This window comes from Rouxiella sp. WC2420 (assembly GCF_041200025.1).
Taxonomy (GTDB): Bacteria; Pseudomonadota; Gammaproteobacteria; order Enterobacterales; family Enterobacteriaceae; genus Rouxiella.
The window spans coordinates 1778360-1795665 of sequence record NZ_CP165628.1 but is presented as its reverse complement, the minus strand read 5'-3'; the positions used below and the strand labels follow the sequence as shown (position 1 = coordinate 1795665).

The following is a 17306-nucleotide window of genomic DNA, read 5'->3' as shown; positions in this document are numbered from 1 at the left end:
CCCGCAAGGGCGCAGAATGCGTGCTATTTACCCTTGCGGGACGGGTTGTGTAGGGAAACGATTAGCCGGAAGCAGATACGGGAACGAAAAGCACACGGAAGGAAAAGATATGACCTACATAGCCGGGCGTAGCGCCCCTTGGTTCGCAGCGGTGAAAGGGGTTTGGGGTTTGGGGTTTGGGGTTTGGGGTTTGGGGTTTGGGGTTTGGGGTTTGGGGTTTGGGGTTTGGGGTTTGGGGTACAGCTAGCAACATAAGCAAGGTCATTAAATTATGACTATTTTTAAATCTTGTGTATAAAATACAATCAAAAAAGATGGACGATACTGAGGGACTCATGCGTATTCAGCAGGTTCAAATCAAGAATTTTCGCCTTTTAGCAGATGTAGAGCTAATGCTGGAAGAACAGACAACTGTTATCGTTGGACGAAATAATAGTGGAAAAACATCTCTGTCGGAGATAATCCGCAGGTTTTTGGCTGATGGGAGCGCAACCTTTCAGCTCGAAGACTTTTCAAGTGCCTGTTATGACTGCTTCTGTGAGGCGCTGCATGCACTGAACCAAGGGGCTGAAGAAAATATTATTCGTGAGCTTATCCCAGCCATTGAGCTTCGATTGAAATTCCAGTATGACCCTGCTCAACCTCAGTTAGGTCCCTTGAGTCCTTTCGTGATTGATTTGGATCCCGGATGCAATGAGGCACTAGCTGTAATTCGTTATGAGTTGAAACATGGTCAACTTGCACAGTTTCTAGAAAATCAGCCTAACCAGCCGCTAACGTATGAGACCCGTATATTATTCCTTCGTACACTACGGGAACGAATACCCAATAATTTCAGCACAAAAATATGGGCCGAAGACCCAAACGATCCAGATAATCGCCGTGAGTTGCAACCCAGTGCATTACGAGGCTTAGTCAAAACCGGATTTATCAACGCTCAACGAGGACTTGATGATGTAACATCTCGAGAGTCCGACGTGTTGGCAAAAACTGTAGAAGGACTTTTCGCAACAGCCTCTTCTGCATCAGCTGATACAGCAGATCAGCAAATTGCCGAGGCTTTGAAAGGCGCAGTTCAAGACATTCAAGCTCAGATTGATACGAACTTTGGTGGTCAGCTCAAAAGCTTGATCCCTGCGCTAAAAACATTTGGATACCCCGGTCTGGGAGGGCAAGAGCTACATACAGAAACCCTGCTGGATGTTGGAAAATTACTTTCTAACTTTACCAAAGTTCGTTACGCGGGTTATGGCGGCGTAGCATTACCTGAATCATATAACGGCTTGGGTGCGCGAAATCTGATATTTATCCTTTTGCAATTAGCAGGCTTTTATAAGGCATTTCGTGCAGAAGCCAAAGAGCCAGGCGTGCACTTGATCTTCATTGAGGAACCGGAAGCGCATCTGCATCCCCAAATGCAGGAAGTTTTTATTCGTCAGCTAGCTAAAATAGCACAGCAGTTGGTTGATGGCACTGAGGATAAGAAGCCCTGGCCTGTTCAATTCGTCGTTTCTACTCACTCATCGCATATTGCCAATGCAGCTGGCTTCGAGAATATTCGCTACTTTCTCGGGGCTCCTGTTACAGGTGCACAAGAAGGTATACGTGAAACCAAAATAAAAGATCTGCGCAAAGGGCTGAAGCACATTTCACCCGAAGATAAGAAGTTCCTTCATCAATACATGACGTTGACACGTAGTGACTTGTTTTTCGCAGATAAAGCAGTTCTCGTCGAAGGACTGAGCGAGCGTTTGCTGCTTCCAGTCATCATTGCAAAATTAGAAGCCGATGAACCGGAATGTCCTAAGTTGTCCAGCCAATATACCACCGTGCTGGAAATAGGAGGTGCTTATGCACACCTGTTCTTCGACTTATTGCAGTTCCTCGAACTTCGCAGCTTAATCATCACAGATCTAGATGCCGTCGAGAAACCTGGAGGAAAAGCTTGCGCAGTACACCTCGGAATATCTTCCAGTAACGCCTGTTTGAAGGCATGGTTCTCCGAGGACGCTTCTTTCACTTTAGCTGGACTACTTGCCAAGAAAGACTCGGACAAAGTACTCAAAGGAAATCGTATTGCTTATCAATGTGTAGAGAAAGAAGATGGTCCCTGCGGACGGACATTTGAAGATGCATTCATTCTTGCCAATCCAAATTTGTTTGGCTTGACCAAAGAGGATTCCCAGGAGCTAGAAATCGAAGCCCGTTGCAAGGCGGATGAGTGGAAAAAGTCTGAATTCGCATTGAAGTATGCAATTACTGAAATGGAATGGGTGGCGCCGAAATACATTATGGACGGCGTTCGCTGGCTGGCTCGTGAGAAAGTGGCAGTACCAGATCCAGAATTGGCATCGGCTGTAAAAACGATAGCCGACGCGTTGGATGGAGGTGAGGCTCATGTCTGAGACCCATTCACCTGCCGAGGTTGCAAGCCAGCGTGCTCTTGAGGCCATGTACACCTGTCTTGCTGAGGGACAAAGCTTTCGTTTAGAAGCCGGTGCTGGTGCTGGCAAAACATATTCGCTGATAAAAGCACTCAAGTTCCTGATTGAACATAATAAATCTAATTTTTTGAAACATAGCCAGCAAATTGCATGTATCACCTTTACAAACGTTGCAAAGGACGAAATTGCATCGCGTACAGATCGGAGTCCGTTAGTTTTCTGCGAAACCAATCACGCATTCTGTTGGTCGCTCATCTGTGGCTTCCAGAAGTCGCTCCGAACACTGATCGAAACGCTGCCAGTTTGGAAAGAAAAGATTAAGGAGGCTGGAGGAACTATAGGTAATCGTGTTATCGAATACAGCCTCGGACATCGGTCAATACGCGATCATAGCGTATCCATTCACCATGACGACGTACTGCCTCTAACAATATCACTCATGACCCATGAAAAATTTCGTCGCATGATCGCGGATAGATTTCCGATCATTTTGGTTGATGAATACCAGGACACGAACTACGAGTGGGTTGAAGCGCTCAAGGAACATTTCCTAGGACAACCAAGTGCACCCTTGTTTGGCTTCTTCGGGGATCATTGGCAGAAAATTTATGGTGGAGGATGTGGGAAACTAGAGCATCCAAGCGTGATAGAGATCGGCAAAGAAGCTAACTTCCGGTCTGTTAAAAAAATAGTTGATGCACTCAATCGCATGAGGCCAGAGCTGAAGCAATTCGTTCAAGATCCTGAGTCTAAAGGTGAAATATGCGTTTTTCATACTAATAATTGGCAAGGAGTACGTCAAAAAGGACCTCACTGGGGAGGTGATCTACCTTTGACTGATGGACATGCCACTCTGGTACGTGTTGAGACCGCACTAGAACTTGATGGATGGGACTTATCACCCAGTCACACGAAGATCCTCATGTTGACGCACAAACTTTTGGCTAACCAACAAGGCTATTCTAATTTGGCGGCAGCTTTTCGATACAACGAATCATTCACAAAGAAGGAGCAGGAACACATTGCTTTCTTTATTGATAAATTGGAACCAGCCTGTGATGCTTTCTCTACTCGTAAGTATGGAATGATGTTTGAATCCTTGGGAGGTACTACACCTCACTTACGGAGTCATTCCGACAAAGCCAGTTGGCACGATGCAATGTCACAGTTGCTTGCTATCCAGAGTACAGGAAGTGTTGGTGAGGTGATCGATCACTTACATAAAGTGCGAAAACCAAGACTTCCTGATGTCATCGAAAAGAGCGAACGAGAGCTCCGTGAGTTCAACGAGGCAGATGGCGTTGAGTTGCCACGGAGGCTGGGAGAATTAAAAAAATTCCGAAATATTGCATATTCTGAAGTGAAGGCGCTTCGCAATTATCTTGTAGGTTACTCGCCTTTTGAAACGCAACATGGCGTCAAAGGCGCTGAATTTGAGAATGTTTTGATCGTAGTTGGACGTGGCTGGAATCAGTATAACTTCGGTGAAATGCTGGAACTTGCCAGCGCTAAAGTAGTTCCCCCTGCAAAAGAAGAAGCATTTGAACGTAACCGCAATTTGTTCTATGTCGCCTGCTCAAGACCACAAAAGAGGCTTTCCATCTTGTTCACACAGTTCTTGTCACCAGAAGCACTTAATACTCTTGAAAATTGGTTCGGAATCGATACGATTAAACCAGCACCATAATCGTTCTGACAGGAATAATCTATCTTGAACTTGAAGTAATTTTATTTATCAGTAGTGATTTATTAAATATAAAAATAATAAAATTTTTATTAGACTGTGAAAAAAGTTATCCGGATTATTTTGATTAGTATAAAACCTTAAAAAGGACGCTAACATTGGGGAAAAATATCGTTATTTGTTGTGATGGCACCGGTAATGAAGTGAATGCAGAACTGTCAAATGTTCTTAAACTTTACCGTGTTATGAGTATAAATAATGCTCAAGTTGTTTACTACAACCCAGGCATTGGTACTATTGGGTTACATAATTCCTGGCAGCGATTCAGACAGAAAGTTCGTGGTTTGTTTGAGTTAGCCACAGGTTTTGGCCTGGATAATGACATTCTTAATGCTTATCGTTATCTTTGTGAGAACCATATTAAAGGGGATAAAATATGGCTATTTGGTTTTAGCAGAGGAGCTTATACAGTACGTGTTCTGGCGGCATTTGTGAATATAATAGGGCTTCTTAGCAAGGACCAGTTAAATCTTGCTGAATATGCCTTAGCTGCATATAAACGGGCAAGCTCATATGTCGTTACAGAAGCACAATATGCTGAAAATTCAAGTGAACCAAAACAATCTTCCTCTGCATTGGCTGATGCCTGGCATCTGGCCCGCGTCACTAGAACCCGTAAAGTCCAGATCGAATTCATTGGAGTCTGGGATACAGTATCCTCTGTATTTGCACCTAAAAAATACGGCTTAATTCCTAGTATTGAGAGCCTACTTTACACCCAGAAAAATCCTATAGTTAAGTGTTTTCGCCAAGCGATCGCTATTGATGAACGTCGCAGGATGTTCCGTTTACATCATTGGAATGATCCACAACCCTTTAGAGAGAAATCTTTTAATAGTGAGAGTGACGTAGCACAGAATATCAAACAAGTCTGGTTTGCTGGTGTACATGCAGATATTGGAGGAGGATATCCAGAAGCAGAAAGTGGCCTGTCAAAATTTCCTCTCGCCTGGATGATACAAGAAGCGCGTGATTGTGGCTTACTTGTTCATCAAGCAAATATAAATCGACTTGTATTTGGTAAGCCCCGGAAAGGTAGTAAATACTTCTATGTCGAGCCTAATGCAACCGCAAAAATGCATGATTCATTAACTTCATTCTGGAAACCATTGGAATGGATACCTAAGAAACTGACAGCGAAGGAGTGGGAAAATCGCAGGTCATGGTTAGGATTTTATTTACCTAGAGGTGAGCCTCGATTAATTCCAGAGGGTGCCTTGATACATAGTTCAGTTCGCTTACGAATGGGACAGTCTGGCTACAAACCTATGAACCTCCCCCAGAAGTATGAGTATATTGATGATTAACTCCTATTATTAATTTTGGAACAGTCAGCAAAAACAGGGTTTAGACTTACTATATTACCCTCTCAGGACGAGTATAACTACGCTCTCTTATACAGGACTCCTGTAAAGTTATTATTAAATAAATACATTGTATATAGTATCAAAGTTTATACTTCAGTTGACATTTAAACATCCTGACTTATACTCGAAATTTTCATAAGAGCCTGTATTGTTCTGAGGTGAGCATACCACCTCTGTTAAGCTGACCAAATTCAATATTCTGCTTCAGTCTTCAGTCTTCAGTCTTCAGTCTTCAGTCTTCAGTCTTCAGTCTTCAGTCTTCAGTCTTCAGTCTTCAGTCTTTACTCAGTATCTAGGTATTGGCATAGGATTACAAAAAATTAATTAGATTATAAGCATAGGGACATCACCTTATTAAACCTTCACTATAACATTCATTTTTATAGGCCCATGCCTTTATCCCATCTTGGCATAATGAAGTTCCAACTATAATAAAAATTGGAGACCTTATAACCTCCTTATTCATAACATAGAAGCGCTCGATACTAATTTTATCTTGATGTGACAGCATAGGGATTTCTTGAGGGTGAGTATGCCAATAACCTGCAAAAACCAAACCATTTTTCCTCGCTAGATTCTGCTCTAATTCACATCTATCAGAGTTTAACTCAACCCAATGTTTTGAGGATTTATCAGATGGATGCGGTAACGTTGCGGAAGATAGCCATAATCCGTTGTTGAATGAAATATCTATAAATAGCTGCCCCCCACATTCATTTTTATTATTGTATTGCCTATGCGCATTAAACACATCGTAAGCGTTTTTACTGACATGTAATTCGAAATCATACTCATTCCAATACCAGCTCCATGCAAGCATGGGGATATTATTTGTCACACCATTCATTTCTAATCACCATGCTTTCAATGTTTTCATCTATCTCAGGACCTATATACTGACCGCCAGCCATAGTAACTTTTCTGCTATCGGTCACAAAGGAGTTCCATGTATTACAGCCCAAACCTTCATTTTTATCCAAAACAGCTATCACGGATTTTGATACCATGCCTGCAATCTGTTGAATGCTCAATGAACTTCCTGGAATGAAACCTACCCCACAAGCAGGTAATTTGTGATATCCATTATTCTCCCAATGAGTAAATTTCCTTCTGAAATTTCCGCTTCGATCAAATAGATGTCTCGCATCGGCAGTTTTCGTTTTACCACTACATAAAACATGGCCAACGAAAGCGAAGGGTTCAACCCAAGCTTGCACAAACGCTATATCTTTAATCTTTGATTTCATTTCCCAAATGAAATATTCAGTTGGCCAGTCAGCAGAAGTTGAAACAATACAATCATATGAACTAATATTGATGTCTTTATAAAAAAGTGCTTGATAAAAAGTTTGAGGAATTGCTGTTATTAGAGCAGTTGGTATGCAAGACTTAAGATATTTTTTAAGTGCTATAGATTTATTTTCCCCTAAGTCGTCAATTGTTAATATATGTCTACCTAAGTTTGAATCATCTAGTGAATCAGGGTCAACAATTGTCAAATCTTTTATGCCTGAGTGTATTAGTTGTGATGCAACATGGCTTCCAAGTGAACCTGCACCTATCAGGAGAACTTTGTTTTTGGTATTGTCTTCAACTTTAAGATCTTTGGAACGTGAAAAAATAACTTCATTATCAAGAATAAACGCATCAGTTATTAGTAACTTATCCCTTACATCAATAAGGTTTACCCGAGGATTTTTTTTCGCTTTTCTCAATCCAAAGTTAAATTTCTGATTATCTCTAACCCCTTTCCTTTTAATTAATAATGAAATTATGCTAACAGGCTCTGAATTAAAAATTTCAAGTATCACCCACCTTAATGGATAATTAGAATCATTTTTCAACCAATCTTTAAGAGCTTTAATATCGTTACCATCAGCATGACTTGAGAGCCAATCAACTAAACCAAAGGCAGTTGGTAACTTTACATTTGGTGTAGATGTAAGTTTCAAATAAAAAGCCCCCTTACCAGCATCAATTTTCTTTTTGGATGGAGAAACCTGCCATTGATAATGTTCTAAAACTTTCTTTTCATTGTCTGAAATCCAAATTTCTTCCCTACCTAATGTACCAACCTTAGATAAAGTATATAATGGCGCTGAGACTTTAGGCTTATTAAGCAGTATTAACTTTTGCTGGCTTAATGCAGTTTGCATAGCCCAATAGCTAATTACTTCACTATCAAACTCATTTTTAATTTGACTGAAGTTTTTACTTTCGCACACTAGTGAGATGAGTTTACCCAGTCTATAGAATGTGTTATCTATAACCTCAATAGGATCACCATATACAGCCTTATCTCCGCCTCCAAATAAACAAACGAAATCATCTAAGATATGAGGCCATTCTAACCATGGACTTGGTATGATTGATAATGCTAATGCTACACTGGGGAAGTTTTCACTGAAACCTATTTGCAACTTCCTTTTTATCCCTAAATAATCAACTGGTAGGCTTAACTCAAATCGCATTACTTCCTTATTATTTATTGTATTAACTTCAATTAGATAGCAGTCACTAAATATTTCATTAAGCCTTTCTACACCTGCCTGAATGGCAGGTGTAATATTATTAGTCTTATCCAAGGCGTTCTACCGTCCCTGCATTAGCTTGACCAGAGCCTGATAACATACCGAAAGCACTCAGTACCGTTTTATTCAATGTTTCGCCAGTCCTCCTCCCCGGTAGTGTCCAAGACCTGCCAAATTCTTTTGATATCTCATTTACCATAGATTGTGGAACACCAAATTTATCACTAACTTCCTGTTCAAATCTATGCTGAGTTCCCCAATCGCTCAAACCCAGTGCTATATCAGTGATTGCATCAGCATGCCATTCATAAAAAGCCGACCTATACATATCACCCTCACCATTATTTCTATTCCATTTTTCAGCAAAGTTTTCACCTTTATCACATGGATTTAATACTTGGTGCTCATCATTGGCATAATTAACATATTGAGTCATATCCGATACTATTGAGAACATCACATCGATCGGTCTCATTGGTTTGGAAGTAGATCGTAACGCAATATTATAATAAGCTTGGGTTGCTAGTGTTGTAATAACCGCAGAAATTGGCCTATAAAGCTCAGATGAAGAGCGAATAGCCCAGCGATCACGATGTCTTTTCAATAGTTTAATCGTTGCGCCAAGAGGGTGAGAATCTGAATATTCTTGATATTGCGGAATAGGGTCCATTGTGGATTTAGCAAATTCTTCATTGCTAACAATACTATCCATAGTCCTTATTGATTCAGAGATCATTACAATTTTTTCAGTGCTAACACTCTCAAGCCATTTGGAATAAGAACGCGGCGAACTTGCTTTCCAACCATCTTGCCTATCTGGAACAAGTAGTTTCCCATATCCGTCATCTTCATTATTGCCATAGGCTTTAATGGCAGGTGTTATATCGATATGGAAACCGGGGTTTTCATCAGAATAAACGATTCGGATACCTCGTCTCAGTTGCTCTGGATCAGCCTTAACAGTTGATTCGGCTTTAAATAAAGCCTCAATTGCAAGCAACACATCCTCCGAGCTTGTGTTCGAGGCATTAGGTAATAATATGATGGCATCTGCATCTATAGTTGCCATATCACCCTTTGCTTCAGGGGCAGGTTTAACAGTAGTCTTAAGCCCAATTGATCCTTGGATAAATATATGAGCACCGGACAAACAAAACTCTTGTGCTTTATCTAAAACTTTTTGTAATTGGGAGTATCGACTTTCAATTAAATCATATTGTGATTGACTTAAAGATATTTTTTTAGAAGCTTCGAGAAGCATCTGCTCCCAACTATATACTTGTGAAGAATCTTGTGCTGTAAATTCTAATACTTGAGAGCTCATATTAATCTCCTAATGAAAAATGATATTATTTTTTTGAAATTATACTAAATATTTCTGATTGATATATTGCATCCTGAAGAGCATCATGGGTTTTCATATTTTTGGTTTTTAGTTTAACATCTATTCTACTAGATTTTGTTTCATGCCAAAGTGTTCTGAACCTTCCCATGTAATATGACTTAATATCTAAAGCTGTAAAACCAAATGGGTTTCTACCAATGTATTTTATGAATGCATAATTAATAAATGACCAATCAAAAGCAGCATTAAACCCAACGAAAACTAAGTTTTTTTGTTTGAACTCATTTCTTTCAAGCCAATTACTAAAGAGCTCCATTGCGAGAATTATATTTCTCCCATTTTCATTCAAATAGTCAATATTTAACCCAGTTACGGCAAGAGCCTCATCCTCAACCAAGCCTCCCTGTGGTTTAACTAAACAACTGAAATTATCTTCAGGTTTCCCAACTACACAGGCACCGATACTAATGAGATCATATACTCCTGGGATGGGCCCAGTAGTCTCGATATCAACAGATATATATATTTCTGGCGAAGGTATCAACATCATGGACTCATTTTATATAATTGAGAACAACTAATTAAGAAAAATAACAAAACAACAAAAAAAGTCAATTAATCAATCGGTCACCCAATCAATAATCATCCCTAACATGTTGTTTTTAATGTTTTTTAAATGCCATATCAGCTTTTTTGAATAAATCGAACTTTTTCTCAATGGCAGAAGCAGATCACGCATCATCCTCTAAACACCGGCAATCCTATGGTATGCAGAAGTTCAGAATCACCATCTGAAGCACTTACAACAAGACCCTTACCATCTGCCAAGTTTTGTCTGGACGATGAAGCTATTCAGGCATGGTATGAGTCAGCAATGCCTTCTTCATGTGGAAAACCCCAGCGCTATTCTGACCTAACCACCACAACTGTCTTAGTGATTAAACGCGTATTCCGGCTGAATCTACGAGCTGTCCAAGGTTTCAATGATTCCATTGATGGATGTTCCACTACTGAATCCAGATTACAGTAGTGATAGTTAGTACGCAATGTCGGATAACGCCAGTTTTCAAACGCCCATTCGAGGTAAATTCGCCCATCTGGTTATTGATTCAACAGGGCTGAAAGTCTTTGGTGAAGATTAGTGGAAAATCAAAAACACGGGAAAGAACGCCATAACATATGACGAAAGCTGCATCTTGGTGTGGATACAAAAACGCATGAAGTTATGTCGCTGAACAATGTGACGGACTCAAAAGCCTCCCCGACGCTCATATGGCATACTCACCGTAAGCTCAGCTGCAGCTGATGGCGCTTACGATACGCAGTTATGTCACAATTAACTTCGGCGTAAGAGCATCAGGGCACTGATACCACCGCCCAGCGGCGGGTACAATAAGCGGCGGGTACAATATAAGACCGCATCCTGTTGTTGCGAATCAGCGTTTGAGCGGGAGCGATACGCGGTGGTAATGGAAAACTGAGTACTCCCTTCGTTCGACAGCCGAAACGGGGAAGTACAGAGTGAAGCCGTTGTTCGGTGGTTCATTGGCGCTGCGTGACTTCGTTGACAAGTTGCACAGGCCTAGACATGGTCCATGGGTTGAATAAAATTACGAAGGCAGATATGTCGGAAAGCGCGAGTATTTCCTGATAGCAATAACCTGTTACTGAGATGCTTATCCAAAATCTGATTTACTCAACAAAGCGTAGCAAAACATGAAATCGTTGAGATTTTATAAGGTATGACATGATATTTTACAAGATTGATTATATTTTAGAAGTGCGCCAAAAGTAAAGTGCATTGATTTTAGTCAAGTCAAACTTTCTCGGGAGTCTCAAAATGAATAAAAATGAGTTGCTTAATCAGACTAACTACCCTCCTCTTGAAGATGAATCATCAATTACAGATTTCTCGTCGTTTATAGAAACTGAAATAAAATGGGATTGTGTTGATGTAATGAGTGATGAAGGATGTTCAAATATTATTATTACTTTAAGTGACAAGGAAGTTGTAAAATCTTGTTTTAGATTAAATCTACCAGCCGTCGAATTTATAGAAGTTATAAGAAAATTTGCTTACGACAAAAAATTAACACTTTCATATCTTCAAGGTAATAGTTTATTATCTCAAGATCTCCTAACTCTCGAATCTATACATGCTATATACCTGCGTACTAGAGGGCAGTCATCTGAAGTAAATTTCATAGAGTTAAAAGAGTTCCTTGTAGCCGCAGAAAAAGGGAGTCGGGAAAAAGGTAGAGGAAAAGATTTCACAGTTGAAACTAGACGAGCTGTGAATATGGCTAGTCATAGCCGCTGCATGTTTATTGGATGTGGCGAGCATTTGAATATAGATGAGTTGACAGGACAGGAAGGAAATTACTCTTACCTAGCTCATAATGTTGCTTCTTCTGAGAATGGTGAACGTGGCATTCCTGTTTTATCAAACTTGCTTTCAAATGAACCGAGTAATATACTTTTGTTGTGTGATAAACACCACCGATTAATAGATCGTGTTGCTACCTGTGATTACACTGCCGAAATATTATCGAATATGAGAAGTAGGTTTATTAGCGATGCTGATGAACTTCTTAACGGCCTTAAGTATCAACCAATACCGGTTTACTCGATTTTATGGCCCATAAACACGAATGTTGCATCGCCACCGAACAAAAAAGAAATTTCAGCATGCCTCTCTACACTTAATCTGAAAATGAGTGGTGTAGTCAATAGCATTTACGATAGTAATGATTCTACTCGGGAAGCCCCAGAATCTCATAAATATATTATGCCCCTTAGCATAAAAATGGCTGCAGATAAAATCATTCAGCAGACAAGAGATTCTGGACACCGAGCAGCATTGTTTGCTTTTGGTCCAACACCTGCATTAGTCGCACTGGGAGCATTTCTTGGAAACAAAAGTCAATATACTCCTATGCTGAGATACCGAGACGGAGCCTGCTGGAAGTGGCCTTCTGCCACTGCATCTGGAGTATTTTATAATAGAGAAGGATTTGAAACGCTGGAAATAAATGAAGAAGTTATAATATGTATAGCTTTTACTGCATTTCCTGATGCTATGCTGATGACAGCAAAAAGTTTGAGCGAAAAGCTTGGTGCAAAAATAATTACGTATAAACCAAAAAATGATTCATTCGATAACGGCGCAATACCACACCCTACTGATGGTGTACTTTTCTCTTCAAAGCTTAATTACGACTTCCATACATTAAAATCAAACTTTGGTGTAAAAAAAATGCATGTTTTAATTTGTGCATCTAATGCTGCATCTGTATTTATAGGTCAAGCATTCGATTTGCACCACCCAGAAATGATAGTTTACGATTTTAAAGACGGGAGTATGCACCCAATCTTATCATTGATAAATGACTCATCTCGCACGACTATAAATTACCACTAAAAATTAAGAAAATACCCTTATTAAAGGCATTTATTATAAAGTTAATTATTTGCGTAATTTCGTTTTTCTGTTCTTTTTGGCGGTTATGGGGGGCTGATTTTAAGGTTTATGTACCCTATCACTATTGTGGTCATTCTGGTGGTTTGGACAGCATAGTGATTCAGGTTTAACTTACGTATTATCCAGTTAATGGCAAAGGCGATCCCAGTCTGGAGCCAAATTTAAGGAAACCGCTCAGGAAAACCTGAGCGGTTTTTTTTGTACTTATTACAACAAGGACTGATAGTTTGTTTATACGAATTTGTTAAAAGCATATGGTATAAAACTGTTTGCGGATCGAATGGTTATTGTGAAACAGATAAACAAAATATGGTGCTGCATCCCTATTCAGGCTGAGCCAGACTAATATCGCGTTAGTGCTCCGCCATAGCCGCTTTAAACCCGATCACCCAAGCTGTTGCCATTGCCGAATAGGGTTGATCCACTGAGGTCATCTGCTTCAACTCTTCCCCGGTCCACTTCATTAGCAATTCCAGCTTGCGATTAATGCTCACCTTAATCTCATCAGATATCGGCGTAGCCTCAATCTCCTCGACAAGTTCACCGAGAGAAATCAGCATTTCACCTAAAAACACCAGCCGACGCAGATGGCGCGTCCGCTCCTGCACGAGACCTAGTCGGTTAAGACCGTAGATATGAATTGAGGTGACTCCGCGCTCGCTTGGCCCTTCGCCAATCGGGATCGCCAGACTCACCGGCGGGTTGCCAATGCTGACAAACTGTATATGCTCGTCGGGATTGTCATAGTAAGGGTTGAGCAGCAGTGGCGACTCGGCCACATAGTTTTTATCTTCCGGCATAAGCCTCTGCCCACCGCGCGCGACAGGAAAGCTGTCCTGCTTACCTGACGAATTACGTGATTGCGTCTGGCGAGCCAGCAGTACACTAAGTTCGGTTGCCCCATCAACCAGCCGCTGTTTGCGCTTGCGGTTACAGTCAATGCAACTTGGCAGGAGATTATCCCAGTCCATCGCCAGCCACCAGTAACCCGGATGTGCTGCGTCCTCGCTAACAGCGCCTTTGGGGCGATAATGTTCTATGTCCACCGGTGCGGAGGCCGAGAAGAAGCTCTCACAATAGGCGCATTTATAATGAAACAGCGCGTTAAGCCGCCATTTCACCTCATCGGCTTTATATGCGACAAAATCGTAACTCTCTTTTTTCTCCCGCTCTACGGCATAATGTGCCCTGGAGCGTTCCAGTTCTGTTGTCCCATCTCTTTTCTTCGCGTTCAGAGCTGAGGGGGGTAACGTCTGCTCCTGTGTGCGGATGACCTTTCTCATTGCAGTACCTGCTTCAGAATATCAACAATTTTATCCTTTGTGCTTTCCCGCAATGCCGCACGTAAGTTCGGCGTTTCCCGATGCCGTTCCTGCAAATAATTCGCGACAGCTTCCTGCACCAGACGATGCGCTTCCGACGTCCCGACGGGCATTGCTGAGGCGATATCTTTCTCAAACGAGTCAAGGACTCGCTTTTCCACGTCATTTAACGGGATCGCTTGCTGCTTCTTTGCCAGCAGATCAGCCACGTGGGCCATCTGCTGGTTTATTTTCGGCTCAACAGTGGAATAGAGCTGGAAGAAGTCGGCAGTCAGAAGCTGATCGACGCGCAGGGTATCGATACTCGGCAAAGCGGTCAATATCTGAACTACTGTGGGTAATTCATCGCGCCATACCAAATTCTCATTCACCGTTTTTTGCAGTACGACCACTTCGCCATCGCACATCCCCCGCAGGCAAAGCGGATCGTGGGTAGTGACAATAAAGGTCATATTAGGCAGCGCCCGACGCAATCCCTTCATTATCTGCATTTTCCAGCGGGGATGAAGGTGCGCTTCAACCTCGTCAATCAACACCACGCCCAGAGCGCTATCTAACGTCTCAAAGGTAGGGTTAAATTGCGGATTCATCAGCCCTGCCATGATGTCGCATACCATCGCAAGCACGGAACGAAATCCCGATGAGACAATGTTAAGCGGAGTGCGAATACGAACAGACTCACCGTTTTGTTGAAGCATCGGCGTGACGATATAGCACACCCCCAGCGCTTCATCACGCTCAACAACGTCAAACTCCCCTTCTATCGCCAGTACATCACGTAACGCCCGGATCACCATATTGAAGTGATATTTTTCAAGTCCCAACAGCCAAGCCTGTGGGTTGCCGAGCAGGTTGCCCTCAAAAAGATTTCGCACTGGGTAATCAGCGACATACCGATGCTGCTTATGCTGGTAATGACGAAAGGCACCATACGCGAAGACCGGCCCAACGTTAAAGTCTTGTTCCCGATTGATCCGATAACCTCCCTTTTTGAACGTCATTTTGAGGTGTTGCTGTCCTGAGCTGAGAATATTGACATAGGCGGTATCAGAGCCGTGCCCCGGTTCCCCCCCCATGAACTGCGGATCCAGCACATAGCTACGCCAGTTAAGTGTGAGTTTTTTTCTTGCTGCCTCGGTGGTCAACGCCAGTGCAATACCCTCAAGGATTGAACTCTTTCCGGTGGCATTTTCTCCAAGGATAAGCACCGCTGGTGCTATCGGTGAACCATCATCATCTACCGTCGCAGAGGTGATCTTCAGCTCTATCTTTTGCAGCGATTTGAAATTTTCAAAATCAACCCCGCTTATTCGGGCTGGTTTTGCGCCAGTAACCTCTTCGTCGCTGAATTCGCCGTTTAGAAGCGGTTCTTCACGCTGGTTCTCCCTTATTGCGTCAGTAAACCATTCCATCCCGTGTGGCTCTTTAAGCAACGGTAAAAACAGGCGGTTAATCCTTGCCGGAGAGAGATTTGGTTTTGGCCCTTTGTACGTGCCGATTTTTTCCGCCAGACGCCGTAATAGCAGATACCAGCTCCCCCCAAATTCAAGTTCTGAAAAACAGAACAGCGTTTTGAGTTCGCCGGAGGAAGAGTGCTTAATGGCACTGGTAAAACCTTCAAGGTACTGACTAAAACGAATCGACCGCTGTGTGACCAGTTCATTGCGATTGAGGCCAAAGGTATTGATGGTTTCATTTCCCGCTTCAGATCGCGCGACAAATCGACCTTCAACTTCCACCGAAAAATGGGTGTAAAAGTTCTGAAGTTTGCATGGATCTAACAACAGAGCTCTCTCTTTAGGCGGCCACTCTGGCCACAGCCCTGTACCGCTTTCCAGATACTGCATATACATCTGTTGCGTGGGGATAGGCGCTCGGGCCCCTTTCACCGGAAAATAGTTACGGCTACGCACGTTACACTCTTCACAGGCTAGGTAGAAGTTCTGCCAAGCATTTGCCAGCCAGGCATAGTAAATATGGCTATCCGCCAGCCCGTAATGTGGCTCTGCGCCGTTCACGGGGCGAAAATAATTTATGTTCAGTGCTAACGTTTGCGATTCGCAAAACGCACAGCGGCCACGAAAAAGCGAGTGAAGCGCGGGCAGTACGCGGGAATAGCTATCAGACTGAATACTGCTTTGCGGGACGCGGGTTTGCGCACGCTTACTGGGATCCAGTTGCAAAAATTGCCCCATCCGCTCCCCGTTGCTAAAAAGCTTATTACCCCGTAATTCCTCCGGCGGCGGAACACGCCGTCTGTCAATGTACTGCATCGGTACTCTCCTCAAGTTGCGGATCTGAGCCAGCGTCATCGGTAAACTGTTAAGAATCCTTTAGGTTTACGGGCAGCACATTCAAGAGCCCAGTGAGCAACTGCTCGAATGCAAAACCATGTCGCCGCTTTGCGGTCGCGTCAGAATCAAGCGGCAGTTTTGTCAGCTCTTCGTATTCTCATTTGATTTGATCGGGACTGTTCATTAACACCGTCATTTTCGTAAGAAGGTGTATGCAAATTCTCTTAACCTGGAATTTCCTGTTAGCCGGGTTAGAAGGTGTTCATATTTTTCTGTCAACCAGCCACACCTCACGGAAAAGCGCGTATTCCACAACTTTTACGCCCTTTTAGATGCATTCTTTGCATACCAAAAGCGAGGGGGATCACCACTCCGCTTCAAGACTACATACCGCTCGCGAATTCCAGATAAGCCGCTTGATTTTTATTTAGAGAAATCGAGCGTGAAGATGAGGCTTCGTTTTCAGGATTTGAGTACTTCGTCGAGCCAGCCACGCTCTGCCCACAGGATAGTGCCCTCATCCTGATATCTACCCCTACGAGCATCTGGATCTGATCGCCACTCACCCCGAACGTCGCTTTTCAATGCGAGTCTATTTGTGCGGTCATATTACTGCCGCTCACCATTGTCGGGGGGGCAGTCCAAGCAACTTGTTTATAGCCAGTCTACGCAAAATCTGAAACTGCTCAACTGGTTAGTTAGGGGCGAATTTTACACACGAGCGCGGTTTTCAGTTCTGTTTTTGGCAGTCTCTCTTTGACCAAAAACCTCTTCACAC

10 protein-coding genes and 1 pseudogene are annotated in these 17306 nt (G+C 42.5%); 5 read left to right on the top strand and 6 right to left on the bottom strand.

The genetic code is table 11. From position 1 onward, the window contains the following. Nucleotides 1-335: 335 nt before the first annotated feature. The 3 genes from AB3G37_RS08340 (at nt 336) to AB3G37_RS08330 (ending at nt 5495) form a co-directional block, all read left to right on the top strand. The gene (locus AB3G37_RS08340; RefSeq protein ID WP_369790309.1) at nt 336-2405 is read left to right on the top strand and encodes an ATP-dependent endonuclease; all 2070 of its coding nucleotides are present in this window, start codon (nt 336-338) and stop codon (nt 2403-2405) included. Continuing rightward, nucleotides 2398-4131, top strand: a complete 1734-nt coding sequence (locus AB3G37_RS08335) for a UvrD-helicase domain-containing protein (protein ID WP_369790308.1) — start codon at nt 2398-2400, stop codon at nt 4129-4131. Before AB3G37_RS08340 ends, AB3G37_RS08335 begins: the two co-directional genes overlap by 8 nt. A gap of 155 nt (nt 4132-4286) precedes the next feature. Next, complete coding sequence (locus AB3G37_RS08330; protein ID WP_369790307.1) at nt 4287-5495, top strand: DUF2235 domain-containing protein; 1209 nt, start codon at nt 4287-4289, stop codon at nt 5493-5495. A 406-nt stretch (nt 5496-5901) separates the two neighbouring features. On the opposite strand, the gene AB3G37_RS08325 is transcribed toward AB3G37_RS08330, so the two are convergent. Genes AB3G37_RS08325 through AB3G37_RS08310 form a run of 4 tightly spaced genes read right to left on the bottom strand, consistent with a single transcriptional unit; the run spans nt 5902 to nt 9981 of the window. Then, nucleotides 5902-6402 carry a Mov34/MPN/PAD-1 family protein gene (locus AB3G37_RS08325; RefSeq protein ID WP_271311556.1) on the bottom strand — a complete coding sequence of 167 codons (501 nt, stop codon included), beginning with the start codon at nt 6400-6402 and terminating at the stop codon, nt 5902-5904. Further along, entirely contained in the window at nt 6383-8140 is a 1758-nt protein-coding gene (locus AB3G37_RS08320; RefSeq protein WP_369790306.1) for a ThiF family adenylyltransferase, read from the bottom strand. The genes AB3G37_RS08325 and AB3G37_RS08320 overlap by 20 nt, the downstream gene beginning before the upstream one ends. Then, nucleotides 8133-9410 (bottom strand): nucleotidyltransferase, encoded by a 1278-nt coding sequence (locus AB3G37_RS08315; RefSeq protein ID WP_271311554.1) that lies wholly within the window; start codon nt 9408-9410, stop codon nt 8133-8135. Before AB3G37_RS08315 ends, AB3G37_RS08320 begins: the two co-directional genes overlap by 8 nt. A gap of 25 nt (nt 9411-9435) precedes the next feature. Then, nucleotides 9436-9981, bottom strand: a complete 546-nt coding sequence (locus AB3G37_RS08310) for a 3'-5' exonuclease (protein WP_271311553.1) — start codon at nt 9979-9981, stop codon at nt 9436-9438. Between the two features lie 213 nt (nt 9982-10194). On the opposite strand from AB3G37_RS08310, the pseudogene AB3G37_RS08305 reads away from it, so the two are divergent. Beyond that, nucleotides 10195-11082: pseudogene (locus AB3G37_RS08305) on the top strand (IS5 family transposase). Between the two features lie 189 nt (nt 11083-11271). Then, on the top strand, nt 11272-12852 hold the full coding sequence (locus AB3G37_RS08300; RefSeq protein WP_271311552.1) for an SAVED domain-containing protein: 1581 nt from the start codon (nt 11272-11274) through the stop codon (nt 12850-12852). A gap of 413 nt (nt 12853-13265) precedes the next feature. On the opposite strand, the gene AB3G37_RS08295 is transcribed toward AB3G37_RS08300, so the two are convergent. Together AB3G37_RS08295 and AB3G37_RS08290 are read right to left on the bottom strand one after the other, a co-directional pair. Next, the gene (locus AB3G37_RS08295) at nt 13266-14033 is read right to left on the bottom strand and encodes an HNH endonuclease (protein WP_369790305.1); all 768 of its coding nucleotides are present in this window, start codon (nt 14031-14033) and stop codon (nt 13266-13268) included. Nucleotides 14034-14191: 158 nt separating this feature from the next. Continuing rightward, nucleotides 14192-16507 (bottom strand): AAA family ATPase, encoded by a 2316-nt coding sequence (locus AB3G37_RS08290; protein WP_369790304.1) that lies wholly within the window; start codon nt 16505-16507, stop codon nt 14192-14194. Between the last annotated feature and the right edge of the window lie 799 nt (nt 16508-17306).